Source organism: Microbacterium sp. NPDC087591 (assembly GCF_044743625.1).
In the GTDB taxonomy this organism is placed as follows: Bacteria; Actinomycetota; Actinomycetes; order Actinomycetales; family Microbacteriaceae; genus Microbacterium.
In genome coordinates, this window is record NZ_JBIUWU010000001.1 from 1188304 (window position 1) to 1211738 (window position 23435).

Annotated in this window: 20 protein-coding genes; 6 read left to right on the forward strand and 14 right to left on the reverse strand. The window is 68.1% G+C overall.

Going from position 1 to position 23435, the window contains the following annotated elements; genetic code table 11:
• Positions 1-19: 19 nt before the first annotated feature.
• A complete protein-coding gene (locus ACIOVG_RS05505) occupies positions 20-898 on the forward strand; it encodes a phosphoribosylaminoimidazolesuccinocarboxamide synthase (RefSeq protein ID WP_400869938.1) in 879 nt (292 codons plus the stop codon).
• 185 nt (positions 899-1083) lie between these two features.
• The gene (locus ACIOVG_RS05510) at positions 1084-2439 is read left to right on the forward strand and encodes a uracil-xanthine permease family protein (RefSeq protein ID WP_400869941.1); all 1356 of its coding nucleotides are present in this window, start codon (positions 1084-1086) and stop codon (positions 2437-2439) included.
• A gap of 213 nt (positions 2440-2652) precedes the next feature.
• On the opposite strand, the gene ACIOVG_RS05515 is transcribed toward ACIOVG_RS05510, so the two are convergent.
• The 6 genes from ACIOVG_RS05515 to ACIOVG_RS05540 form a co-directional block, all read right to left on the reverse strand.
• A complete protein-coding gene (locus tag ACIOVG_RS05515) occupies positions 2653-3321 on the reverse strand; it encodes a TetR/AcrR family transcriptional regulator (protein ID WP_400869943.1) in 669 nt (222 codons plus the stop codon).
• 262 nt (positions 3322-3583) lie between these two features.
• Positions 3584-4570 carry a LacI family DNA-binding transcriptional regulator gene (locus tag ACIOVG_RS05520; protein WP_400869947.1) on the reverse strand — a complete coding sequence of 329 codons (987 nt, stop codon included), beginning with the start codon at positions 4568-4570 and terminating at the stop codon, positions 3584-3586.
• Between the two features lie 56 nt (positions 4571-4626).
• The gene (locus ACIOVG_RS05525) at positions 4627-6078 is read right to left on the reverse strand and encodes a GH1 family beta-glucosidase (protein WP_400869950.1); all 1452 of its coding nucleotides are present in this window, start codon (positions 6076-6078) and stop codon (positions 4627-4629) included.
• A gap of 5 nt (positions 6079-6083) precedes the next feature.
• Complete coding sequence (locus tag ACIOVG_RS05530; RefSeq protein ID WP_400869953.1) at positions 6084-6974, reverse strand: carbohydrate ABC transporter permease; 891 nt, start codon at positions 6972-6974, stop codon at positions 6084-6086.
• Complete coding sequence (locus ACIOVG_RS05535; RefSeq protein ID WP_400869955.1) at positions 6971-8005, reverse strand: carbohydrate ABC transporter permease; 1035 nt, start codon at positions 8003-8005, stop codon at positions 6971-6973. The genes ACIOVG_RS05530 and ACIOVG_RS05535 overlap by 4 nt, the downstream gene beginning before the upstream one ends.
• Positions 8006-8196: 191 nt before the next feature.
• A complete protein-coding gene (locus ACIOVG_RS05540) occupies positions 8197-9507 on the reverse strand; it encodes an ABC transporter substrate-binding protein (protein ID WP_400869957.1) in 1311 nt (436 codons plus the stop codon).
• A 282-nt stretch (positions 9508-9789) separates the two neighbouring features.
• On the opposite strand from ACIOVG_RS05540, the gene ACIOVG_RS05545 reads away from it, so the two are divergent.
• From ACIOVG_RS05545 to purQ, 3 genes are all read left to right on the forward strand, one after another.
• Entirely contained in the window at positions 9790-10323 is a 534-nt protein-coding gene (locus ACIOVG_RS05545) for an adenine phosphoribosyltransferase (RefSeq protein WP_400869960.1), read from the forward strand.
• Positions 10324-10593: 270 nt separating this feature from the next.
• Positions 10594-10842, forward strand: a complete 249-nt coding sequence (gene purS / locus ACIOVG_RS05550) for a phosphoribosylformylglycinamidine synthase subunit PurS (RefSeq protein ID WP_141874191.1) — start codon at positions 10594-10596, stop codon at positions 10840-10842.
• Positions 10839-11546 carry a phosphoribosylformylglycinamidine synthase subunit PurQ gene (gene purQ, locus ACIOVG_RS05555; protein WP_363557848.1) on the forward strand — a complete coding sequence of 236 codons (708 nt, stop codon included), beginning with the start codon at positions 10839-10841 and terminating at the stop codon, positions 11544-11546. The genes purS and purQ overlap by 4 nt, the downstream gene beginning before the upstream one ends.
• Before the next feature lie 28 nt (positions 11547-11574).
• Here the strand turns inward: purQ and ACIOVG_RS05560 are convergent, their stop codons facing one another.
• From ACIOVG_RS05560 to ACIOVG_RS05595, 8 genes are all read right to left on the reverse strand, one after another.
• Complete coding sequence (locus tag ACIOVG_RS05560) at positions 11575-12819, reverse strand: hypothetical protein (RefSeq protein ID WP_400869964.1); 1245 nt, start codon at positions 12817-12819, stop codon at positions 11575-11577.
• Positions 12820-12997: 178 nt separating this feature from the next.
• On the reverse strand, positions 12998-13426 hold the full coding sequence (locus ACIOVG_RS05565; RefSeq protein ID WP_400869967.1) for a DUF1761 domain-containing protein: 429 nt from the start codon (positions 13424-13426) through the stop codon (positions 12998-13000).
• A 61-nt stretch (positions 13427-13487) separates the two neighbouring features.
• Positions 13488-14669 (reverse strand): Gfo/Idh/MocA family protein, encoded by a 1182-nt coding sequence (locus ACIOVG_RS05570; RefSeq protein WP_400869970.1) that lies wholly within the window; start codon positions 14667-14669, stop codon positions 13488-13490.
• Positions 14660-15655 carry a nucleoside hydrolase gene (locus ACIOVG_RS05575; protein ID WP_400869973.1) on the reverse strand — a complete coding sequence of 332 codons (996 nt, stop codon included), beginning with the start codon at positions 15653-15655 and terminating at the stop codon, positions 14660-14662. Before ACIOVG_RS05575 ends, ACIOVG_RS05570 begins: the two co-directional genes overlap by 10 nt.
• Positions 15648-18851, reverse strand: coding sequence for a hypothetical protein (locus ACIOVG_RS05580; protein WP_400869976.1), 3204 nt, complete (start codon positions 18849-18851; stop codon positions 15648-15650). Before ACIOVG_RS05580 ends, ACIOVG_RS05575 begins: the two co-directional genes overlap by 8 nt.
• 27 nt (positions 18852-18878) lie before the next feature.
• Positions 18879-19730, reverse strand: a complete 852-nt coding sequence (locus ACIOVG_RS05585) for a carbohydrate ABC transporter permease (RefSeq protein WP_400869979.1) — start codon at positions 19728-19730, stop codon at positions 18879-18881.
• Positions 19723-20661, reverse strand: coding sequence for a carbohydrate ABC transporter permease (locus ACIOVG_RS05590; protein WP_400869982.1), 939 nt, complete (start codon positions 20659-20661; stop codon positions 19723-19725). The genes ACIOVG_RS05585 and ACIOVG_RS05590 overlap by 8 nt, the downstream gene beginning before the upstream one ends.
• Positions 20661-21920 (reverse strand): ABC transporter substrate-binding protein, encoded by a 1260-nt coding sequence (locus ACIOVG_RS05595; RefSeq protein WP_400869984.1) that lies wholly within the window; start codon positions 21918-21920, stop codon positions 20661-20663. The genes ACIOVG_RS05590 and ACIOVG_RS05595 overlap by 1 nt, the downstream gene beginning before the upstream one ends.
• A gap of 266 nt (positions 21921-22186) precedes the next feature.
• On the opposite strand from ACIOVG_RS05595, the gene ACIOVG_RS05600 reads away from it, so the two are divergent.
• A complete protein-coding gene (locus tag ACIOVG_RS05600; protein WP_400869987.1) occupies positions 22187-23362 on the forward strand; it encodes an ROK family protein in 1176 nt (391 codons plus the stop codon).
• Positions 23363-23435: the final 73 nt, after the last annotated feature.

The following is a 23435-nucleotide window of genomic DNA, read 5'->3' on the forward strand; positions in this document are numbered from 1 at the left end:
TCACCGGGATAATGGGCGGGTGAGCACTCCTTCAGAAGGCACGGCACAGAGCATCCCCGGATGGCGGCACATCTACTCGGGCAAGGTCCGCGATCTGTACGCCTCGGAGGATCCGGCAGACACCCGCATCCTCGTCGTGGCGAGCGACCGGGTCAGCGCCTTCGACTTCGTGCTCTCCCCCGGCATCCCCGAGAAGGGCGCCCTGCTCACCGGCCTGAGCCGCTGGTGGTTCTCGCAGCTGGATGACGTGCCCAACCACCTCGCCGATGGCGAGCTCCCCGCCTCCGTCGCCGACCGCGCCATGCTCGCCCAGTCGCTCGAGATGCTGCCCATCGAGTGCGTCGTGCGTGGATACATCACCGGGTCCGGTTGGGCCGAGTACACCGAGAGCGGCACCGTCTGCGGCATCCCCCTCCCCGCCGGCCTGCAGAACGGCGACCGCCTTCCCGAGCCGCTCTTCACCCCCGCGTACAAGGCGCCGATGGGCGAGCACGACGAGAACATCACGTTCGAGCAGACCGTGGAGCTGGTCGGCGCCGAGCGGGCGAACGAGCTGCGCGACGCCTCGCTGTCGATCTACTCCCGCGCCGCCGCGATCGCCGAGGAGAAGGGCCTGATCCTCGCCGACACCAAGTTCGAATTCGGGACGGATGCCGACGGCGTGCTGCGCCTGGCCGACGAGGTGCTCACGAGCGACTCCTCGCGCTACTGGGACGCGGAGGCCTGGAAGACCGGCGCCACTCCGAGCGAGCGGATGGCGAGCTTCGACAAGCAGATCGTGCGCGACTGGCTCGCCGCGAACTGGGACAAGCAGGGCGAGCCCCCGCTGCTCCCCGACGACATCGTCGGCCGTACGGCCGACCGCTACCGCGAGCTGCTCGCCCGCCTCGGCGTCTGACGCCCTTCGTCTCGCTCCATGCGGTGCGGACACCCGCAGTTCCTGAGCGAGGAGCGCATCGACGAGACGAAGGGTGGTTCCTGAGCGAGGAGCGCAGGGACGAGACGACGGGCACCCAGGGAAAACTCAGGAATCGATAGGGTTGCTCCAGCACTCCCGACATCCCCCGAACCTGAGGAGCCCGCATGGCCCTGTGGAAACTGCACGGAGACGGCCGCACCGTCGAGCCCGGCGCCGTCGTCCGTCCCGATGAGCGCCTGAACTGGCCCGCCACGATCGCGATCGGCCTGCAGCACGTGATCGCGATGTTCGGCGCCACGTTCCTGGTGCCGACGCTCACCGGTTTCCCCGTCTCGACCACGCTGCTGTTCAGCGGTGTCGGCACGCTGATCTTCCTGCTCATCACCAAGAACCAGCTGCCCAGCTACCTCGGCTCCTCGTTCGCGTTCATCGCCCCGATCACCGCCGCGGTCGCCGCGGGCGGCACCGGCTCCGCTCTTGCCGGCGTGGTCGCGGTCGGCATCCTGCTCACGGTCGTCGGCCTGGTCGTGCAGTTCGCCGGGCTCCGCTGGGTCGACGCACTGATGCCCCCGGTGGTCGCCGGCGCGATCGTCGCCCTGATCGGCTTCAACCTCGCCCCGACCGCCTGGAACAACTTCCAGCTCGACCCGGTCACCGCCACGATCACCCTCGTCGCGATCATCCTGTTCGCCGTGCTGTTCCGCGGTTTCCTGGGACGGATCTCGATCTTCCTCGGCGTCGCGGTCGGGTTCATCTACGCCGCATTCACCGGTTCGTTCGAGGTGCCCAACGCACTGCGCGGCGGCAAGACCCCCTCCGAGCTCATCGCCGAGGCGCCGTGGATCGGCCTGCCGCACTTCCAGCTGCCCGACTTCATCGCCCCCGGCACCTGGTCGACGATCGCGATGTTCCTGCCCGTCGTGCTCGTGCTCGTCGCCGAGAACGTGGGCCACGTGCGTGGCGTCGCCACCATGACCGAGGACCCCGCGATCAACAAGCACACCGGCCGCGCGCTCATCGCGGACGGCGTGGCCACCACCATCGCCGGCGGCTTCGGTGGCTCCGGCACCACCACCTACGGCGAGAACATCGGCGTCATGGCGGCGACCCGCGTGTACTCCACCGCCGTGTACTGGGTGGCCGGGCTCTTCGCGATCCTGCTCGCGTTCTCCCCGAAGGTCGGCGAGGTCTTCAACTCGATCCCCGCCGGCGTGCTCGGCGGCGCGACCACCGCGCTCTACGGCCTCATCGGCATCATCGGCATCAAGATCTGGGTCGACAGCAAGGTGGACTTCTCGCGTCCGGTGAACCAGTACACCGCCGCGGTCTCGCTGGTCATCGGCATCGCCGGGTTCTCGATGCAGCTCGGCGACTTCGCGTTCGGCGGCATCGTGCTGGGCACCGTCGCAGCTCTTCTCATCTACCACCTGGGCAACCTGATCGCCCGGGCCCGCAAGACCGGCGCAGACGACCCGAAGCCGCTCGAAGCGGTCGGCCCCCTCGGCGGCGACCCCGCCTGATCGGCACACCGCAGAACCGATCCCGGATGCCTGGCTCGTGGCATCCGGGATCGCTGCGTCCGGCGGCCGCAGGCATCCGCGCCGTGCCGAGATTTCGGAAGCGCACGCCTTCTGCGGCCATCCACCGCCCAGGAGGCCGCAGAACATGCATGGGTCCGAGATTGCGGCCCGCCCGACAGCGCACGAAGGCTCAGGGAGCGCGTCCGCGGGCCCTCAGCTCAACGGCTCGCGCACCGCGCCCATCGCCCGCAGCCGGATCGGCTTCGCGCGCGAAGGGGCGTCGAGCGGCAGGGGACCCGCGGGTTCGGGGAGCGCATAGTTGCGGTACATCCAGCGACGCGCATCCTCGAGCGGGAACGTCGCCCCGTACACCGCGGACTTCACCAGGATGCCTTCGAGCGTGCTGCGCAGCATGATCTCCTCGACCTCGGGATCAGCCGCCCCCCGCTCGCGGAACATGTCGCGCACCGACTCCTCGGCCGTCGACGCGCGATCACCGTAGCGTTCCTCCGCCTCAGCGAACAGGCGGTGGGTCGACGGCTGCAGCTGCATCGCCAGCACCGCGCGCTGCAGCGGCAGTGCGTAGCCCGTCGCCATGATGACGGTGTCGATCAGCCCCGCCAGGCGCTCATCGGCCGTTCCGTCGACGGAGGGAAGGCCGAACAGTGCGTCGAACCATCCGTCGAACACGGCGGCGATCAACTGCTCCTTGCCGCCGAAGTGATAGTTCACCAGGCCCTGAGCGACCCCGGCCCGTCGCGTGATCTCGGCGATGCTGGCACCGGAGACACCCCGTTCGGCGAACAGTTCGATCGCGGATTCGAGGATCAGCTCACGCGCCCGCTCGCGGGCGAGGCGGTTCTGCTCTTCGGAGCGCGCCACGATCACCTCTTTCTCCGGCATCGACCGACTTCCGGTTTGGCTACCTGCCCTATAGATTAATGACTGAACGTTTCTTCAGCCTAAGAATCTGCGTCACGCCGGGGGGCATGACGACGTTCGACCGGTCGCCGGCCACCGCTGCGAAGATCCGGCGGTGCCGCGGCCACAGACGCACGGGACCGTTCCTGTCCGGAGGGGCGACAGGGCCGGTCCCGTGTTCCATACCCCGCCGGGTGGGGTCTCGACGCGCGCCGAGACGCGCTCACGCCGAGGCGCGCACCACCAGCTCGGTGGGCAGGATCGTGGTGTGCGGCGGGTCTCCGCCGCCCAGACGCGACAGCAGCACGCTCGCCATGGCCTCGCCCTGCGCATACATGGGCTGGCGCATCGTGGTGAGCTGCGGGTCGGTGGTGGTGGCGACGGAGGAATCATCGAATCCGACCAGAGCGACATCCTCCGGCACCCGCAGGCCTGCGGCACGGAGCACGGTCAGCGCGCCACGCGCCATGAGGTCGCTCGCCACGAAGATCCCGTCCGGCCTGCCCGCTGCGAGGATGCGCCGCGCGGCATCCACCCCGCTCGCCTCGCTGTAGTCGCCGGCCTCCTCGGCGAACGGGGCGAGCCCGGCGTCTGCCAGCGCATCGCGGAAGCCCTGCATACGGTCTCTCGACGAGAGCATGGTGGGCGTCCCCGAGATCGTGGCGATGCGGGTGCGGCCGATGTCGATCAGGCGTCCTGTCGCCGCTCTGGCACCGAGGACGTTGTCGACGTCGACGACGTAGTCGCCCTCGCGCCGGCGCCCGCCGTAGACCACGGGGATCGCGTCGGCGATCCGCTCGATGTAGGCGTCACTCGTGTGGTGCGACACGATCAGCGCGCCGTCGACACCGCCGTTGCGCACGAAGCTCGTCATCTTGTCGCCAGGGTCATCGCTCGCGATGAGCAGGTTCAGCAGGTAGTCGGAGTTGCGCAGCACTCCCGTGATACCGGCGATGATGGCCGCGAAGAACGGGTCGCCGAAGACGCGCGTCGTGTCCTCCGGGATGATCAGGGCGATCGCCTGCGTCTGGTTCGATGCGAGCGAGCGCGCCGCACGGTTGGGCACGTAGCTCAGCCGCTCGATCGCGCTGCGCACCGCGATCAGCGCCTCAGGGCTCACGGCCGTCGAGCCGTTGACCACACGCGACACGGTCGACCGGGACACCCCGGCAGCGGAAGCCACCTCTTCGATGGTCGCTCGTGACGACACAGTTCTCCCTCTGATCCGACAGCGGGCCGGATGCTCCGGACCCGAGCCGCCCGAGCTCAGAGGCTGCGTGCGGCGATGATGCGAGCGTACTCCCGGCCCGAGTCCTTCACGCTCCGCTCCTGTGTGTCGTAGTCCACCCGCACGATGCCGAAGCGCTTGTCGTAGCCCCAGGCCCACTCGTAGTTGTCGAACAGCGACCAGTAGAAGTAGCCGCGCACGTCGACGCCGGCGTCCACAGCATCCAGCACGGCGCCCAGGTGCAGGCGCAGGAACTCGGTGCGCTCGACATCGTGCACGCGCGTCTCTCCGCGGTCATCGAGCTCCGACGACGCCTCCACCACCGCGACGTCGTCGTAGGCGGCACCGTTCTCGGTCATGTAGAGCACGGTGCCTGCGGGCTCGGCGTACTCGGTCCACACGCGCTGCAGCAGGCGGGTCAGCCCCTCGGGCTGCACCTCCCAGTTCTGCGCCGTGCGGGGCAGGCCCCGCTCGACGTTGTGGATGTTCTCGAACGACGGATACGGGCTGCGCACCTTGCGCTCGGTGTCCGGCACGCTCTCGACGGCCGCCTCCGCCGGCGCCGTGCCCGACAGGAGGTCGCCGTGGTAGTAGTTCACACCCTGGGTGTCGATGTGCTGCGAGATGGTCTCGAGGTCGCCCTCGTGGATCGCGGCCTCGAACTGCGCGACGGCATCCGCATCGACCGCGCGGATGTCCTCCACGATGTCGGCCGGGTACGCGCCCCGGTAGATCGGGTCGAGGAACCAGCGGTTGAACTGTCCGTCGATGCGGCGCACGGCGTCGAGGTCACCGGCGTTCTGCGGGTCCGCCGCATCCGCGACCGTGTGGTTCAGGGTGATCCCCAGGTCGAGCGAGGAGTCGCGACGACGCAGCTCGCGCACCGTCTCGCCGTGGGCGAGCAGCAGGTGATGCGAGGCGAGCAGCCCCTCGGCGACGCTGGTGTGCCCCGGGGCGTGCTCGCCGCCGGTGTAGGAGAGGAAGGAGGAGCACCACGGCTCGTTCAGCGTGGTCCACACGTTCACGCGGTCGCCCAGCGCGTCGTGCATGGTGCCCGCGTACTCGAGGAAGCGGTCGACGGTGTCGCGGTTCGTCCATCCCCCCTTCTCCTGCAGGGCCTGCGGCATGTCCCAGTGGTACAGCGTGAGCCAGGGCAGGATGTCGGCGTCGAGCAACGAGTCGACCAGGCGCTCGTAGAAGTCGACGCCGGCGGGGTTCACCGCGCCGCCGTCCGGACGCACCCGCGACCACGACGTCGAGAAGCGGTAGGTCTGCAGTCCGAGGCGGGCCATCAGCGCGACGTCATCCGCATACCGGTGGTAGTGGTCGCACGCCACATCGCCGTTGTCGCCCCCGATCACGGCACCGGGCACGCGCGAGAACGCATCCCAGATCGACGCGGTGCGACCGTCCTCGAAGGCCGCGCCCTCGATCTGGTAGGCGGCGGTCGCGGCGCCGAAGAGGAAGTTCGAGGCGAAGGGGCGGGTCATGAAGGTCATCCTTTCACCGCGCCCGCCATGATGCCACTGACCAGCTGCCGCCCCGCGACCACGAAGAGCACGAGAAGCGGAAGGGTCGCGAGCACCGCACCGGCGAGCACGATCGAGTAGTCGATGTAGTAGCCGGACTGCAACTGGCTGAGCGCGGTCTGCAGCGTCGGGTTCTGCGGGGAGAGCACGATGAGCGGCCACAGGTAGTCCGTCCACGCGGTCATGAACGTGAAGAGTCCGAGGATCGCCATGGCCGGCCGCGCCGCGGGGATACCGACGGTGAGGAAGGTGCGGAACTGGTTCGCGCCGTCCATCCTGGCCGCCTCGATCAGCTCGTCGGGAATGACGTCGACCAGGTACTGACGCATGAAGAACACCCCGAACGCGGTGACGAGCGTCGGCACGATCACGGCACCGATCGACCCGGTCCAGCCGAGCTCGCGCATCAGCATGAACAGCGGGATGATGCCCAGCTGCGTGGGGATCGCCATGGTCGCGATGACGAAGACCATGAGCCCCTCGCGCCCCTTGAACTTGAGCTTCGCGAAGGCGTAGCCGGCGAGGGTCGAGAAGGTGACGACCGAGATCGTGATGATCGACGAGATGAGGAACGAGTTGCCCAGCGCCAGCCAGAACGGGATCGCGTCGAACACCTTCGCGGCGTTCACGAAGAAGTTGCCCCCGGGGATCAGGGGCAGCGTCTCGCCGCGGGTCGCGTTCGTGCCGCTGGCCACCACCACAGACCACCACAGCGGATAGACGCTGCCGATGATGAAGGCCGCCAGCAGTCCGTAGGTGAGGAAGCCGGGCCGGCTGCCGATGCCGGCCGTTCCGACGGACATGCTCCGACGGCGGCGGATCTTCTCGGGCACGCTCAGTGCCTGGGTGGCGGTCATCGTGCGTCCTTCTGGGTGGTGGTGCGAGCGCGGCGGCGGGTCGCACGGTTCTTGGGGGCGTCACCGGTGGAGATGCGGCGCGAGATCAGGAAGTTGATCACGCCGATCCCGACGATCAGCAGGAACAGCAGGATGGCGACCGCCGAGGCCTCCCCGAGGTTCCGGCGGAAGAACGCCAGCTCCCACAGGAACAGCACCGTCGTCTGGAACTGCCGGTCGCTGCCGCCGATGCCACCAGCGGTCGAGACGTCGAACAGGCGGGGTTCGGCGAAGATCTGCAGACCGCCGATCGTCGCGGTGATGATCACGAAGATCAGCGTCGGACGGATCGTGGGGATCGTGATCGAGAAGAAGCGGCGTGCAGCACCCGCGCCGTCGAGGGCGGCGGATTCGTAGAGGTCGCGCGGCACCGCCTGCATCGCGGCGAGGAGGATCAGGGCGTTGTAGCCCGTCCAGCGGAAGTTCACCATGACCGCGATAGCGATGTGCGACAGAGCGGTGTTGTGCTTCCACTCCTGGTCGGCGATGCCGATGAGGTTCAGGAGGTTGTTGGCCAGGCCGTCCGCCTCGTTGAAGATGCTCGAGAAGATGATCGCCACCGCGACGGGGGTGACCACGAACGGGATGAGCACGCTCATGCGCCAGAACGTCGGCGCCCGCAGGCCCCGGTCGAGCAGGTAGGCGATCACGAGGGCGACCACCAGCTGCGGGATGGCGGAGAGCAGGAAGATGCTCAGCGTGTTGCCGATCGAGTTCCAGAACATCGCGTCGCCGAGGATCTTGACGAAGTTGCCGGCGCCGATGAAGTCGCCCTCGCCCTTGAGCAGATCCCAGTCGTGCACGGCCACGTACACCGTGTACAGCAGCGGGAACAGGCCCACCAGTCCGAACAGCAGGAAGAAGGGCGAGATGTAGAAGTACGGAGAGGCGTTCTGGTCGAACCGGGAGAGCCGGTGACGCCAGGGGCGCTTCGCGGAGGCGTCCGGAGCGGGGTCGGATGCCGTTGCGCGGCGTTCCGCGGTGAGAGTCATGTGCGTTCCTTGCTTGACGCGAGTACTGGGTCCCTGAGCTTGTGCGGAACCTGGGTCCCTGAGCTTGTCCGAACCTGGGTCCCTGAACTTGTCGAAGGGGGCCGTGCAGTGCTTCGACAGGCTCAGCAACCCGGTGGCCGAGGCGGCTGAGCCCCGGGATGGGTCACTGAGCCTGTCGAAGTGAGGGGATGTCAGCCGACCAGGTCGTTCAGCAGCTGGATGGCCTGATCCCAGGCGCCCTGGGTGTCGGTCTCACCGCGGTCGAGGCTGCTCAGAGCCGGACCGAAGACGTTCTCCTGGATGACCGAGTCATCCGCGCCCTTGAACTGTGCGACGACGCCCTTGGCACGTTCGGCGAGGATCGCTCCGGTGGGAGCGTCGTTGAAGAACGCGTTCGGCGTGGCGTCTGCAGCCAGCGTCTCCTGGGCCTTGATCGTGGACGGGAAGTTGCCGGCGGCAGCGGACTGCTTGACCTGCTGCTCGGGCTGCGTCAGCCAGTCGGCGAGCTCGGCAGCCGCTTCCTTGTGCTCGGACGACTCCGGGATCGACAGGAATGCGCCACCCCAGTTCGCGGCTCCTCCGGGGAAGACATCCGCGAAGTCCCAGCCGGTGGAGGCGTCGCCGCCGCCGGCCTCGACCTGCCCCTGCACGACACCGAGCATCCAGCCGGGGCACACGAAGGTCGCGAAGGTGCCGTCGACGAACGACTTGCCGCCGTTCCAGTCCCACGCGGTCTGCGCGGCGGACTGGCCGCCCTCGGTCGCGGCGCCCAGCTGCTCGAAGCGTTCCTTGAGCTCGGCGTTGCCCTCGACGTTCAGCTCGCCGTCGGCGGTGTAGTAGCCCTCGTCGAGCTGGTTGACCATGGCGTTCCAGACGAAGCCGGAGTGGTCGTACCAGGCTTTGCCGGTCTTGGCGGTGTAGTCGGCGCCGACGGCGAAGTAGTTCTCCCAGTCGCCGTTCAGCAGCTCGGCAACGGACTCCCGGTCGCTCGGCAGCCCTGCGGCCTCGAACGCGGCACCGTTGTAGCAGATGCCCGAGGGGCCGATGTCGGTGCCATAGCCGATCACGCGACCTTCGGCATCCGTGGCCTGGCCGTACTTCCAGTCGACCCAGTCATCCTTGCGGTCCTCGATGCCGTAGTCGCGCAGGTCGACGAAGGTGTCGGACACGTCCATGATCGCGCCGAGCCAGCCTTCCTCGATCGCGACGATGTCGCTGAGGCCGGAGCCGGCGGCGATCTTGGTGAAGGCATCGGTGCGGGCGTTGCCACCCGTGTCGATGTTGGTCGCCTCGATCTTCACGCTCGGGTGGAGCTTCTCGTACTCCTTGTACAGGTCTTCGTAGCCGAAGGTGCCGAAGGTGGTCACGGTCAGCGTGACGTCTTCGTCGCCATCGGCCCCGTCCGTTCCGCCGGTGTTGGCAGAGCAGCCGGCGAGGGCGAGGGCGGATACGGATGCCGCGGCGGCAATCGTCAGGATCCGGCGGCGGGCACGTGTGTTCACAAGTCACTCCTTTGTGCGGGTTTTCGTGCGGTGATGGTGCTTCGGGGATTCGTGGGAGCGCTCCCACGAACTGAGCAGTCACTCTATGGGAGCGCTCCCACGGATGTCAAGCGCGTGCCTGATGCTCGGTTCTCGGAACGATCATCCGGGCGGATCGGGGGCCGGCACCGGGGTCTCGCGTTCACAACTCCTCAAAAACCGGGGCGATCCGCCCGGATCGGGGCAGTTCCGACCCGAACGGCGTCATTTCTCCGGAGTTATGAACGCGGGTAACCTTGCCCGGTGCCCGAAGCCGAACTCTCCCCCGCCCTCACCCGCGCCGCCTCGCTGATCCGGAGCATCCCGGACTACCCCGAGCCCGGCATCGTGTTCCGCGACATCACGCCGTTGCTCGCCGACGCCGAGGCGCTGAAGGCCACGACCCAGGCGATCCTCGATCCGTTCGCCGGGCAGTTCGACGTCGTCGCCGGTATCGAGGCGCGCGGGTTCATCCTGGCCGGCGCCGCTGCCATCGCCGCGGGGGTCGGGCTCATCCCGATCCGCAAGGCGGGCAAGCTCCCCCGCCCCGCCGCATCCGTCGACTACGCGCTCGAGTACGGCACTGCGACGATCGAGATGCACGATGATCTGCCCGCCGGATCGCGCGTGCTGCTCATCGACGACGTGCTCGCGACCGGTGGCACGCTCGCCGCAGGACGCCAGCTGGTCGAGCAGCTCGGCAGCCACGTCATCGGCATCTCGGTGCTGTTCGAGATCGACGGCCTCGGCGGCCGCGACCTGATCGGCGACCTGCACACGGTGTTCCACGCGGAGTAGCCGGCCCACGCGCCCGCGCGCGCCCGCCGGCTCTCGCCGAGCGGACGGGATCGCGTCGAGTGCACGGCATCCACGCGTCGACAGCCCGTGCACTGGGCAACAGCCCGTGCACTCGGCGTCACAACGGGCCTCGTCGCACGGCGGAGGGGTGCGGCGAGGGACGGTAGACTGGGCGCGCCAGCTTCCCGCGACTTCCGGCGTTTCGACTCCTCGCTGCGCTCGTCGCTCAATGACCGAGAGGTGCGGCCTTCGGCCGCCAAGAGGATCAAGATGCCCACCATCGTCGTCGACGTCATGCCCAAGCCCGAACTGCTCGACCCCCAGGGGAAGGCCGTCTCCGGAGCGTTCACGCGTCTCGGCGTCGAGGGCTTCACCGATGTCCGCATCGGCAAGCGCTTCGAGCTCACCGTCGAGGGCGAGGTCACCGACGAGCTGCTCGCCGAGGCGAAGCGCGTCGCCGACGAGGTGCTCTCCAACTCCGTGATCGAGGACGTCGTCGGCATCGAGGTCGTCGAATGACCGCACGCATCGGCGTCGTCACCTTCCCCGGCTCGCTCGACGACCGCGACGCTCAGCGTGCGGTGCGCATCGCCGGTGCCGAGCCGGTGGCGCTGTGGCACGGCTCGCACGATCTCGAGGGCGTCGACGCACTCGTGCTCCCCGGCGGCTTCAGCTACGGCGACTACCTGCGCGCCGGTGCGATCGCCGCACTGTCGCCGATCATGAGCGAGGTCAAGGATGCCGCGGCGAAGGGCATGCCCGTGCTCGGCATCTGCAACGGATTCCAGATGCTCGTCGAGGCGCACCTGCTGCCCGGCGGCCTGATCCGCAACGACCACCAGCACTTCGTGCGTCGCGACCAGAAGCTCACGGTCGCGAACTCCGACACCGCGTGGACGAACACCTTCCGCACCGGCCAGGAGATCGTGATCCCGCTGAAGAACGGCGACGGAGGCTACATCGCCGACGACGAGACGCTCGACCGCCTCGAGGGCGAGGGGCTCGTGGCCTTCCGCTACGCGGGCGTGAACCCGAACGGCTCCCTGCGCGACATCGCGGGTCTCACCAACGAGGCCGGAAACGTCGTGGGGCTCATGCCGCACCCCGAGCACGCGGTCGAGCCCGGCTTCGGTCCCGACACCGCGGTCGCGATGCGCTCCGGTGTCGACGGCATCGGCTTCTTCGCGAGCGCGATCGCCGCGGTCGCCCGCGTCGCCGCGTAGTCTCCTCGGCCAACCGGGCGCCGCGCGGTCAGTCGGCCGGCAGGGCGAAGGGGTTGTCCCCCGCTGCCGCGAGCAGGTACCACGCGGTCGTGCCCGTGTGCAGGCTGGCGTAATAGAGGTCGCCGAAGCCGGAGTCCAGGCCGTCCGTCGACGTCGCGACGATGCCCTTCCCGTCGCCGTTCGGGGCGTCGCGTTGCGCCAGACGGATGCCGGCCAGCAGCGACTCCGCGCTCGCCGCATCACCCTGACCTGCGCGCAGCTTCAGCGACAGCGCCAGGTGGCCGCTCCCCTCGAACCAGACCTTCGACACGTCGGTGCCGCTGATCGAGGGACCGCTGTATGGACCATCCGTCGCGATGAGGTGCGCGAGGGTCCAGTCGAGGGCGGCGCCGTAGCGTGCGTCACCGGTGCCGAGGTAGCTCCACGTCTGCGCATCGAGGGGCACGGGGTAGGTGTTGACGGTGGAGCCGTCGAGAAGCGTGCCGGTGTCGACGTGCCCGTCTGCCGCCTGCATCGCCGTGACGAAGTTCGCGGCGATGGCCGCACGATCCGCCCATACCGTGTCTCCGGTGAGCTGGGCGAGCTGCGAGAAGAAGCCGGCGATGTCGGTGTTGTGCTCCGTGGACTTCCACACGAGCGAGGTGCCGTCCTCGAGCTGCCCGCCGGTGTAGCCGTAGGGCGCACGTACCGTGTCGGCCGTGTTGGTCTGGATCCACTGCGCGACCTGGACGGCACCGTCGAGGTACTTCTGATCGCCGGTCGCATGGAACAGCCGGGCGAGCGCCATCCCCACCCACGCCTGGTTCCCCGTGAACGTGCCGGGCCCCGTGATCTCGACCCGCCCCTGTCGGATGCCGTGCGGCTCGTAGGACGCGCGCGTGCGGCCGTCGCCGATCGGGTCGTTGTCCTGCAGGAACAGGAAGGTGTCGCCGATCGTGCGTGCACGGCGGATGTCGTCCGGCAGCCCCCTCGCGGTGTAGGCGATCACGACCAGCGCATCGTCGTAGACGAACGAGGGAGTGAAGTCCCACGTCGGCGTGGTGAAGAATCCGCCCTGGTAACTGCGGGGGAGGCAGTGCCCGTCACCGTCACAGAACTCGTCGACCCTGGCGTCCAGGAACTCGTAGGCGCGGGCGACGGAGAGCGTGGGGTCCGGGAGGGCTCCCTGATCGGGCTGCTCCGCGGCGGCCACGGCTCCTGCTGATAACGCACCGGCGAGGATGAGCGCGGCAGCGCCCGCCCAGGGGGCTGATCTGCGGAGCGGACCGAACATCGAGACCTCTCGGATACGTCCGCGAGCCGGGGGGAGCCCGCGGGCGCGGAGTAAACCGTCGCAGCGAAATACTGGCATATTCCCAGGCATCGGGAAAGGCCCGGGGCCAGGGAAATTCGTTGCGATCCGCGTCAACTGCAGCGCGGGCGCGCTGCAGCGGAGGACGGTCACGGAACCGTCAGGCGAGCGCGGGCGGCCACACCCCGATGAGTACGCCCATGATGACGACCGTCACGAGCTCGTGCGCGATGTTGAGCGTCGTGAGCGCGGTCGGGCGCCCCTCGAACGCATCGTGCGTGATGAAGCGCGCGGCCGTGAAGCCCGCCCACAACGTGACCGCGGTGATGATCGCTCCCCAGAAGAAGGATCCGCCGTAGAAGTGCCAGGCGATGGCGGATGCCCCGGCGAGCACCCACGCCGTGATGAAGCTCACGATCACCGTGGTGATGATGGCCATGGTCGCGCTCGATGCGGGGCGGTCCATGTCGACGTTCGCGAGCTTCGACCACCGCGTCCCGAACACCTTCGGCGTGTACCAGATCGAGCCGACGATCATGCTCGACGCGGTGGCCAGCAGAACAGCCCAGTAGTTGATCTCGGGAACCATGATTCCTCCTCGAATCGGTGCGGTCAGACTACTCCCGGACACACCGGTTCGATGGTCATGCTCAGCCCGCGCGCACGGCCGCGTCGCGCTGACCTCCGTCGAAGTACGCCCTGATCGCCGGGTCAAGTTCGGACACCTGCTGTGGTGCCGCCCCGTTACGGATCGAGATGGTCGCTGCGATCCCCGCCGCGACGCTGTCACGCGCGGCGACAGGTGAGGTCGCCAGGCGCCTCTCGCCGCGGAGGAACCCGAGGAACTCCTCGACGATCGCCAGGTCGGCTCCGCCGTGAGTGCCCTCGCCGAGCGGGATCTCGTAGTCGTGGTCACCGCGTCCGTTGTACTCCGACCGACGGTTCCACAGGCGCACGACGCCGCCGTCGGAGTCGCCGAAGTTCTCCAGGCGCCCCTCCGTGCCGATCACCGTGTAGTTGCGCCAGTAGTCGGGAGCGAACGCGCACTGCTGGTAGCTGGCCAGCACGCCGTTGTCGAGTCGCATCGTCATGAGCGAGACGTCCTCGATGTCGATCACCGGATTCAGCTCCGTCTGCGCGAGCGGGGGCCAGTTGTCGTAGCTGGCGAGCGTACCCATCATCCGATCGGAATTGTCACGTCGGTCCTCGATCGCGCCGTAGACCATGAGGTCGCCCATCGCGACGACGTCTGTGCTGGGCGCACCGCCGAGCCAGTGGATGACGTCGATGTCATGGGCGCCCTTCTGCAGCAGCAGGCCGGTGGTCTTCTCGCGCTCGGCGTGCCAGTCCTTGAAGTAGAAGTCCCCACCGTGGCCGATGAAGTGCCGGCACCAGATCGTCTTGACCTCGCCGATGGTGCCCTGGTCGATCAGTTCCTTCATCAGGCGGACCATCGGCATGTGCCGCATGTTGTGGCCGATCGCGAGACGCGTACGGCTCCCGTACGCGGCGCCGAGGATCCGGTCGGCATCGTCGAGACGCGTCGCGATCGGCTTCTCGAGATACACGGGGATCCCGGCCTCGAGCAGGTCGACGGCCACGTCGGCGTGGGTGTGATCGGGAGTGAGCACGAACACCGCGTCGAGATCGAACGCGGCGAGCGCGCGATGGTCGGGTACGACCGTGACCGACGCCCCGAACAGCTCTCCGGCCCGCTCGGCTCCCCGCGGCTCGGGGTCGGCGACCGCGACGATCTCGGCGCCGAACCGCGGGATGTAGGTGGCGAGCTCCGCACGCGATCCCGCGCCGGCCACTCCGATCTTCAGGACCATACGTCGACCTCGCTCGTGCTCGCGGAGATGCTTCTGACCGGCTGGCGCGGCGGACGCCCCAGGTGGTCGTCGATGATGTCGGCGATCTGTCCGGCCGATGAGATGACCTTCGCATAGCGGTGGTGGCCGTCTGCGGATGCCGTCCAGAGTGTTCGGGCGATGTCGTCGACGGCGACGGTGCCCGGCTCGCTCCACTCGACGTGCCCCTCGAGCTCGGACGCGCTCAGCATCACGGCGAGCAGATCCCAGCTCGGCCGACCAGTGCCCTTGCCGCTGTGCAGCGCGTAGGCGATCGCGACCGGGCTGTCGTCGCCCTGTGTCAGCGGCAGCGTGCGTCCGGTGATCACGTCGGCGGCGGTCTCCCATCCGACGAAGTTGATCGGTCCTGGCCATTCCCCGAGGAACCTCGCGGTCTGGCCGACATCGTGGGCGAAGTTCGTCTCCGCGATCGGCTCCGCGCCCTGTTCCGGCTTGGCCCGCCGCCCGAACACACCGCCCATCACGATCGTCCGCGCGACCTTGGCGCGCACCAGCTCGCGCCCCGAGGCGGATGCCACGGTATCCGCAGCGGAGTCCAGCAGTGCGACCAGGTTGCCGAAGTAGCCGATCGAGACGAGAGTGACGGATCCGTCATCGGCATCCGCCAATGCCTCGCGGAGCACGTCGACCGCGGGCGGCATCCGCTGGGGGGTGGCGGTGGACGGATGCATGCGGCTGATCGCTCGCGCGTAGTCCTCCGGCCCGATCGCATCCGTGGTCGGATGCAGGATGCCGACGGGCAGCTCAGGGCGCCCGTAGTAGCCGTTCAGCACCCGCGCGGCGCTGTGGCTCCAGTGCCCTGAGGTGTTGATCCCGATGCCGAGGATCCGCACCCGGCCGTCGTCGGCCAGGGCGTGCGCCACCGCGAGGGCCCCGGCGTCGTCGACGTCGTCGCAGAGGTCGGTCTCGATCAGGATCGGCACGGGGTGATGCCGGTGGTCAGTCATTGCGCGAGATGAGGATGTCATCGACAGAGAGCGCCCCTCCATTGTGCAGGCCCCAGATGAGGCGGTAGTCGGTGTGGTTGCCGGTCGTGAACGTCACGGATCTCTTGCGCACGGTGCCGACCGGGTCGGTCCATTCGGTCACTCCCCGATCGCTCGGGGATCCGGCAGCCTGGGACCGGGCGAGGAAGTAGAAGTTGCCGCCGCTTCCGGGCGCGGCACCGGTCTTGGTCACGAAGTCGACGGTGTAGGAGGCGTTGGCGGCGAGCGCGATCGTCGTCGGGTTCGAGTACAGGAACTCGTACCAGTCCGTCGTCGCCGGTGCCGCGCCGTAGGCGGAACGGGTGCCGGAGATGACCTGGGAGGGCACACTCGTGATGGTGCCGTACGTGCCGCCGAACCCACCGGTGAAATGGCTCGTCGCGAACGACCCGGTCTCGAATCCGAAGAGCACGCCACCGTGCACGAGCGGGTTGCTCCGCGCGAGCAGCACGGTGTCGCCCTTCGCCATCGTGAAGGTCGCCGTGGTCGCCGACAGGCCGATCAGGGTGTCCGTCCCCGTGTCGTACAGGGGCCCGGCGGCAGGCACCGTCACGGTCTTCGTTCCTGCGGTCTTCGCGTGCAGGCTGATCCACGAGGCATTGGCTTCGAGGTTGTCGTCACCGCTCGTGTACACGTGCACGCCGGCCTCGCCGTACAGCTTCCGCAGCACGGGCGACGGGATCGGGGGCGTGCTCGCGAGCACCGACGTCCATCCGCTCAACGCCTTCTTCGCGATCACCGGGCGCGGCGTGGCCTCGACGGAGCGGGCCAGCGTCGTGTACCCGCTCCCGGCGGGGAGGAAGAGCGGTTCGAGGGCGATCTCGCCGCCGAACGTCTCGGTGACCCCGGGGAATGCCGACGAGTCGAGGTGGTAGCTCATCGGCGGGAGCCCGGCGTTCTTGACCTTCGTGATGGTGATGTCGTCGACCACGACCTCGCCGCCGTCGTGGATGCCCCAGATCAGGTAGTAGTCGCTGTAGTTCTTGAGCGTGAACTCGAACTCCTTCGTGTAGACCCCGCCCGGTGCGTCGCTCCACTGGTTGGAGCCGACGTCCTGCGGCACCCCTCCGGTGCCGGTGCGGGCGACGAAGTAGAAGTAGGCGCCGGTTCCGGGGGCGGTGATGGTGCGCCCGCGGAACTTCACCCGGTAGGTGGCGTTGGCCTCGAGCGGGATCGATGCGGGCTTGGTGTAGAGGTATTCGTGCCAATCGGTCGTCGCCGGCGCGCTGCCCTTGACCGATCGCGTTCCGCCGATCACCTGGCCGGCGGTCGTGATGATCGAGCCGGCGGTGCCACCCGCGCCCGCGGAGTACCCGGTGCCCGCGAAGCTGCCGGACTCGAAGTCCTCGCTGTCCAGCGGGGTGCTCGGATCGGGCGGCGACGCTGTCGGGGCGTTGACCTGGGTGAGGCTGAACCCGGTCAGCGCCTCGACGTCGGCCTTCGAGAGCCCGGTGTCTCCCGCGTACCCGGGCGCCCACCCCCAGACCAGCGTGCGGCCGCCGGACTTGAGCGCGGTGATGGCAGCCCGCTGGGCGGCGTTCAGCCGGAACGCGTCGGGGAACACGTACACCTTGTAGTGCGTGGGGACGAGCCCGTCGACCAGGTCGTCGATCGTGAAGCGGTCGAACGGGGCACCGGCGCGGCTCAGCTCGCCGATGCCCTGGCGGCTGCCGAGCGAAGGGCCCTCGTAGAGCTTGGCCGTCGTGTCGGTCTCACCGCCGAGCACGAGTTCGGCGGTCGGCACGCTGATCACGGCGACCTCCGAAGACCGGGCGCGCGAGACGTTCATCGAGTAGTCGCCCCAGTGCTTGAGCTTCGCGAACTCCGCCCCGAATGCGGGATCGGCGTACCAGAGTCCCGAGGAGTGATCCATGTACCACATGCCCGTGGCGTGGGTCACAGCCTGACCGAACGCCCGACGGATGATGCCGAGGGATTCGGCCATGGTGGTCGCGTAGATGAACAGGATGGGGCTCTGCGCGAGGTGCGTGCGGTCGTCTGCCTCGTCGATGAAGAGCTTGCCGTGCAGCGCGAGGCTCTCGGTATAGGTGCGGTAGGCGCCGTCATCACCGGGAGCACGGCGGTAGTAGGAGTGCGGCGAGGTGACCAGATCGACGGAGTCGAGCCGGTGCAGCGCGGCGACCGCGCGGTGATGCTGCTCCTGCGGCATGTACCCCTGGTCAGGGGTGTAGCCGTAGAGGACGGAGGTGAGAAGCGTGCCGTCGCTCTCGTCTTTGACGATCGAGGCGAAGTGGTCGATGGCCTCCACGACGACCTGGTGATGGCTCTCGTAGTAGTCCAGCACGCGGCGCGACGCGGCCGGATCACGGAACAGCCCGTTCGCCGTCTCCCGCCGCTCCCCTGTGCCCGGGATCACCACGGTGTCGAAGGTGATGGCCGGGTCGTCCCACGCGGCACGGAGCTGCGCAACGCTGTTCGCGTACTTCGTCTTGAGATGCCCGATCCAGGCGGTGCGCATGGCCTCGCTCGTGTCTGGCAGGTACTCCGCGTTGTAGCAGAGCCACTCGCCGTAGAGCCCGCCGGCGAGCGTGATGCCCATGGTCCGGTCGCCCTGCGGTCCGTCCAGGATGTGCCGCACCATCGCGCGGAGCTTCGCACCGGCCTCCGTGCGCCAGGTCGCCGAGGCGAAGGAGGCGTCGCGGGGGATGGCGGCCGTTCCGGGGTCGATCGCATAGTCGACCACGTCGTCGGGGTGGGCGTCGAGCCACCATGGGGGCGCCCACAGGTGGATCCGCGGCTGCGCGTAACCATTCGGCACATGATCCTCGAACGTCTGCATCACACGGTCGATGATCGCGAAGTTCTGCGTACCTGCGCCGGTCCACCCGAGGTCGAGGAAGCTCTCCTTCTCGATGAACGAGTAGAACTCCACGCCGGCATCGCTGAAGGTCTGGCCGTCGGCGACCGACACCTCCTGCTCGAACAGGTACATCGGGAAGCGCGGAGCGTCATCGACGAAGAGGCAGGGAGCGCCGCGATGGGTCCCCACCCGGAACGTCGGCCGCCCCGACGTCGTGGTGAGCGGATGCACGGAGCTGCCGGTGCCCGCGACGGCGGATGCCGGTCGGGCGTTGCCGTCGACGAGCGCGATCAGCAGGGGTGCGGTCATGACACCGAGGAACGTACGTCTCTTCATCGAGCTGTCCTTTCGAAGGGGTGGGTCTCAGCCTTTGAGACCCGAGAAGGCGATGCCCTCGATGACGCGACGCTGCATCACGAGGAACAGGATCATGATCGGCAGCATCGCCATGAGCGCTGCCGCGAGCATCGAGGGGTACTCGGAGCCGTGCTCGCCCGTGAACGACGCCAGCCCGACGGCGAGCGGCATCATGTCCTGACTGTTGACGATCACGAGCGGCCACAGCAGCGACGACCACGACGCGAGGGCCGTGAGGATCGCGAGGGCGCTCAGCCCCGGGCGGGCCAGCGGGAGCATGACCTGCCAGAACACCTGGCCGGGGTTCGCCCCGTCGAGTCGCGCGGCCTCTTCGAGCTCCTTCGGCAGACCGAGGAAGAACTGCCGCATCATGAAGATCCCGAACGCGTTCACGAGGCCGGGGACCACGATGCCGGCGAACGAGTTGAGCCAGCCGAAGCTCTGCACCGTCTGGTACTGCGGGATGAGCAGCAGCGTGCCGGGCACCATCAGCATCGACAGCACGATCGCGAACAGCGGGCCCTTCGCGAAGAAGCGCATGCGGGCGAAGGCGTAGCCGCCGAGCGCGCACAGAATGAGCGTGGCGACCGTCGTCAGCACGGTGATGATGACCGTGTTCAGCATCTGCCGCAGGAACGGGATCTGGGTGAAGACGCCGATGTAGTTGTCGAGGTTCCAGTGCGTCGGCCACAGCGTCGGCGGCACCGAGGTGATCTGACCGTTCGTCATGAACGTGGCCAGCAGTTGGTAGATGAACGGCGACACCATCACGACGCCGCCGACGAGCAGCACGGCGTGTGCTCCGAGGTGCCGGCCGGTGCGCTGGCCCCGACGGTTCTGCACGCTGCGGTCACTCATAGTGCACCCACTTCTTCTGGAGGCGGAACTGGATGGCGGTGAGGATGGCGATCATGACGATGATCACGACGCCGATCGCTGTCGCGTAGCCCTTGTCGTTCTGCAGGAAGCCCTCGTTGTAGAAGAAGTAGACGAGCGTCTGCGAACGAGCGGCGTTGGGGCCGGTGCCGAGCATCACGAAGATCAGGTCGAACACCTGGAATCCGCCGATCAGCGTCAGCACGCTGATGAAGAAGATCGTCGGGGTGAGCAGGGGAAGGGTGATGCTGCGGAACTGGCGACCGGGACTCGCGCCATCGATCGATGCCGCCTCGTACAGGTCAGGCGGGATGCTGGAGAGCCCCGCGCTGAACACGATGATGTTGAAGCCGAGCGACAACCAGATGCCGACGATCGCGACGGCCACGAGCGAGAGCCCCGGCGTCGACAGCCAGTACGGACCCGGGATGCCGAACAGGCCGAGGAACGCGTTGATGAGGCCGAAGTCGCCGCTGTAGAGCATCCGCCACACGATCGCCACCGCGACCGGCATGGTGACCACCGGCAGGAAGTAGAGCGTGCGGTAGAGACCTTTGAAGCGCAGTCCCGGCCGGTTGATGAGCGCGGCGAGGTACACGGCGATCGGCACGTTGAGCATCACGATGGCCGTGTAGATAGCGGTGTTGCCGAGGGCGAGGGCGAAGTCGGGGTCGCTGAACAGGCGGACGTAGTTGTCGATCCCGGTCCAGCTGACGTCGCCGAAGAAGCCCCAGGTGGTGAAGCTGTAGTAGAACGTGCGCAGCAGCGGCCAGATGAAGAAGATCGCCAGGGGGACGAGGATCGGCACGAGGAAGATCCACGGCCAGATGCCGTCGTACTTGCGCGTGCGCCGCGCGGGGCGGGCGGTGGCCGGAGCCACCACCCGCTCGCGACTCGCTGTGGTGGTGGTCATCACTTCTGCTCGGCGGCGAGCACCTCGTTCATCGCGGCGGCCAGTTGCGTGCAGGCCTCCTCGACCGTGAGCTCCCCTGTCCACGCCTTGGTGAGGTACTCGTTCTCGAGCGCGTTCCAGGCGGCGGTGTTGAGCGACACCGGGTACGGTGCCGCGTGCTCCGCCTGGTCGCTGAACAGCGACAGATCCCACTGAGGGAAGGCGTCCGTGAAGCTCGAAGCGACACCGTTGTAGGCGGGGATGCCGAGCCCCGCGGCTCCGTACATCTCCTGTGCCTTCTTCGATCCGAGGAAGGCCTGGAACGTCTGCGCGGCCTCCTTGTTCTCCGAGTAGGCGGACACGGCGTCGGCGCCGCCCTGGATCGTGGTGACGAGGTCGGACTCGCCGGTCGGCAGCGGAGCCACCGCGACGGTCTCTGCGATCTCGCTGTCCTTCAGCGAGTTCGCGTTCCAGGGGCCCGACCACATCATGGCGAGCTTGCCGGAGGTGAAGTACTGCGGGATGGGGGTGTCGGTGATCTGCGCGACCGACGGGGAGACACCGGCCTGGGCCAGGTCGACCCAGAGCTTGACTCCGGCGATCGTGCCGGGGTCGTCGTATCCGGAGGTGGTGCCGTCGGCGGAGATGACCTCGCCGCCCGACTGGTAGATCGTGTTGTACGAGGTCTCCTGCCCGGTCCACGGTGCGGCGGCGGCGCCGAAGACGCCCTCGGAGCCGAGCGCATCGCTGATCGCCGTGGCCGCGGCGACGAAGTCCTGCTGCGTCCACCCGTCGGCCGGGTAGTCGACACCAGCGCGGTCGAAGAGGTCGGTGTTGTACCAGACGCCCATCGTCGAGTACCCGGTGGGCGCTGCGTAGAGCTCGTCGTCGAAGGTGTAGCTCTGAATGGACGCCTCGGGGAAGTTCGCGGGGTCGAATCCCTGGGCGGTGTCGATCGCGGCGAGCGCGCCGTTGGTCGCGTACAGGCCCGCGTTCGGCTCGTTGATCCAGAACACGTCGGGCAGTGTCTTGCTCGACGCCTGGGTCTGCAGCTTGGTCCAGTACTGGTCCCAGGGCAGCGCCTGGATGTTGACGGTGATCTCCGGGTGCTCCTCGTTGAACGCGGCGATCACGTCCTTGTAGGGCTCCAGGGCGTTCGCGTCCCAGATCACGTAGTTGATGGTGCTCTCTCCGCCTTCGGCGGCAGGCCCGGCGCCGGAGGCGCAACCTGCCAGGCTGAGGGAGAGGACGGAGACGGCGGCGACGGCGCTCGCGGTCATGCGCTGACGGTTCATTGTCTGCTGATTCCTTTGCTCGGGTGCGAGGGGGTACGGCATTCGTGCGCGAGCGGTGACGACTTCGGCACACCTGGATGACATCTGGCTATATAATAATCCAAGTTGGCATTAAAATTAAACGACGGCGCAGATCGCTGTCAAGCACGAAATTCGACACCGATCCGTCAAGGGTGGATCCGCTGCGGGCGCGCGCTACGATGACTAACCAAACTTCACGTGAAAATCCACTCCTCTACGTTCGGGAGACCATGACGACGACATCACGCTCCGGCGACCGGTCGCTGCTGAGGCGCATGAACACGCACGCTGCGCTCCTCGGCATCCGCGACGGTCATCAGACGACGTCGACGCTGGCTGACCATCTAGGCATCTCACGCACCGCCGTCGAAGACGTGATCCGCGACCTCGGGGAACTCGGCTGGATCGCGCCCGCCGACGCCCCCGCGAGCGCCCGCCCCGGCCGCCCCGCGCGGAGCTACCGCTTCGCCGCCGAGTCGGGGTACGTCGTCGGTGTCGACATCGGCGTGCACAAGATCCTCGGCACGGTCGCCGACCTCGACGGCGAACTCCGCGCGTCCCACAAGGCGCCCGTCGACGAAGACGCGAGCGCCACCGACCGCCTCGACCTCGCGACCACGGTCGTGGAGGAGTGCCTTTCCCTGGCCGGCGTGGATGCCGACGCCGTCTGGTGTGCCGGTGTCGGCTCGCCCGGTGTGATCGACGCCGCAGGCACCGTCACCCGGTACGGCGGCAACGGTCTTCCCGGATGGCTCGGCCTCGACCTCGCACAGACACTCTCCTCGCGGTGGGGTGTGCCGGTACGTGTCGAGAGCGACAACAACCTCGGCACCATCGCGGAGCACTGGCGCGGCAGCGCGCAGGATGCGCAGGACGTGGTCTACATCCTCTCCGGCAATCGGACCAGCGCGGGAATGCTGCTCGCCGGCTCCCTGTATCGCGGCCACAGCGGCGGGTCCGGCCTGGTCGGCGCACTCCCCCAGCTGGGCTGGGCCGACGCCCCGAATCACGTCGCCGCGCTCGCCGGCAGCGGCGTCGAACCCACCCGCGAAGCCATGTTCCTCGCGGCACGCGAAGGGCACCCGCTGGCGCTCGCCGCACTCGACGGATTCGCGGGCAGCATCGCGACCGGCGTGGTGGCGATGTCGCTCGCGGTCGACCCGGAACTGATCGTGCTCGGCGGCGGCATCTCGCGCGGCGGAGACGTCATCCTCGACGCTGTCCGTGCGCATATCGAACGATTGCACCCGCACGCACCGCGCGTCGTGCTGTCGACGCTGGGCGACGAGTCCGTCGCGATGGGAGCAGTCAGGATCGCGCTCGATGCCATCGAGTCCCAGCTGCTCGCCTCCGTGCAACAGGAGACGCGGTTCCCCTCCCCTTCCCGGGGGATCCTGACCACCTGAGAATGCTGAGGGCGCGCGGAGGGGAACACGAAAATCGAACCGATTCGATCCCCGCCCTGGCAACCATGTAAGC

Bases quoted from the DNA above. Each gene is read 5' to 3' on its own strand.
- ACIOVG_RS05510 (WP_400869941.1), top strand. From the start codon at position 1,084: ATGGCCCTGTGGAAACTGCACGGAGACGGCCGCACCGTCGAGCCCGGC.
- ACIOVG_RS05525 (WP_400869950.1), bottom strand. From the start codon at position 6,078: ATGACCCGCCCCTTCGCCTCGAACTTCCTCTTCGGCGCCGCGACCGCC.
- ACIOVG_RS05530 (WP_400869953.1), bottom strand. From the start codon at position 6,974: ATGACCGCCACCCAGGCACTGAGCGTGCCCGAGAAGATCCGCCGCCGT.
- ACIOVG_RS05535 (WP_400869955.1), bottom strand. From the start codon at position 8,005: ATGACTCTCACCGCGGAACGCCGCGCAACGGCATCCGACCCCGCTCCG.
- purS (WP_141874191.1), top strand. From the start codon at position 10,594: ATGCCCACCATCGTCGTCGACGTCATGCCCAAGCCCGAACTGCTCGAC.
- purQ (WP_363557848.1), top strand. From the start codon at position 10,839: ATGACCGCACGCATCGGCGTCGTCACCTTCCCCGGCTCGCTCGACGAC.
- ACIOVG_RS05560 (WP_400869964.1), bottom strand. From the start codon at position 12,819: ATGTTCGGTCCGCTCCGCAGATCAGCCCCCTGGGCGGGCGCTGCCGCG.
- ACIOVG_RS05565 (WP_400869967.1), bottom strand. From the start codon at position 13,426: ATGGTTCCCGAGATCAACTACTGGGCTGTTCTGCTGGCCACCGCGTCG.
- ACIOVG_RS05570 (WP_400869970.1), bottom strand. From the start codon at position 14,669: ATGGTCCTGAAGATCGGAGTGGCCGGCGCGGGATCGCGTGCGGAGCTC.
- ACIOVG_RS05575 (WP_400869973.1), bottom strand. From the start codon at position 15,655: ATGACTGACCACCGGCATCACCCCGTGCCGATCCTGATCGAGACCGAC.
- ACIOVG_RS05580 (WP_400869976.1), bottom strand. From the start codon at position 18,851: ATGAAGAGACGTACGTTCCTCGGTGTCATGACCGCACCCCTGCTGATC.
- ACIOVG_RS05585 (WP_400869979.1), bottom strand. From the start codon at position 19,730: ATGAGTGACCGCAGCGTGCAGAACCGTCGGGGCCAGCGCACCGGCCGG.
- ACIOVG_RS05590 (WP_400869982.1), bottom strand. From the start codon at position 20,661: ATGACCACCACCACAGCGAGTCGCGAGCGGGTGGTGGCTCCGGCCACC.
- ACIOVG_RS05595 (WP_400869984.1), bottom strand. From the start codon at position 21,920: ATGACCGCGAGCGCCGTCGCCGCCGTCTCCGTCCTCTCCCTCAGCCTG.
- ACIOVG_RS05600 (WP_400869987.1), top strand. From the start codon at position 22,187: ATGACGACGACATCACGCTCCGGCGACCGGTCGCTGCTGAGGCGCATG.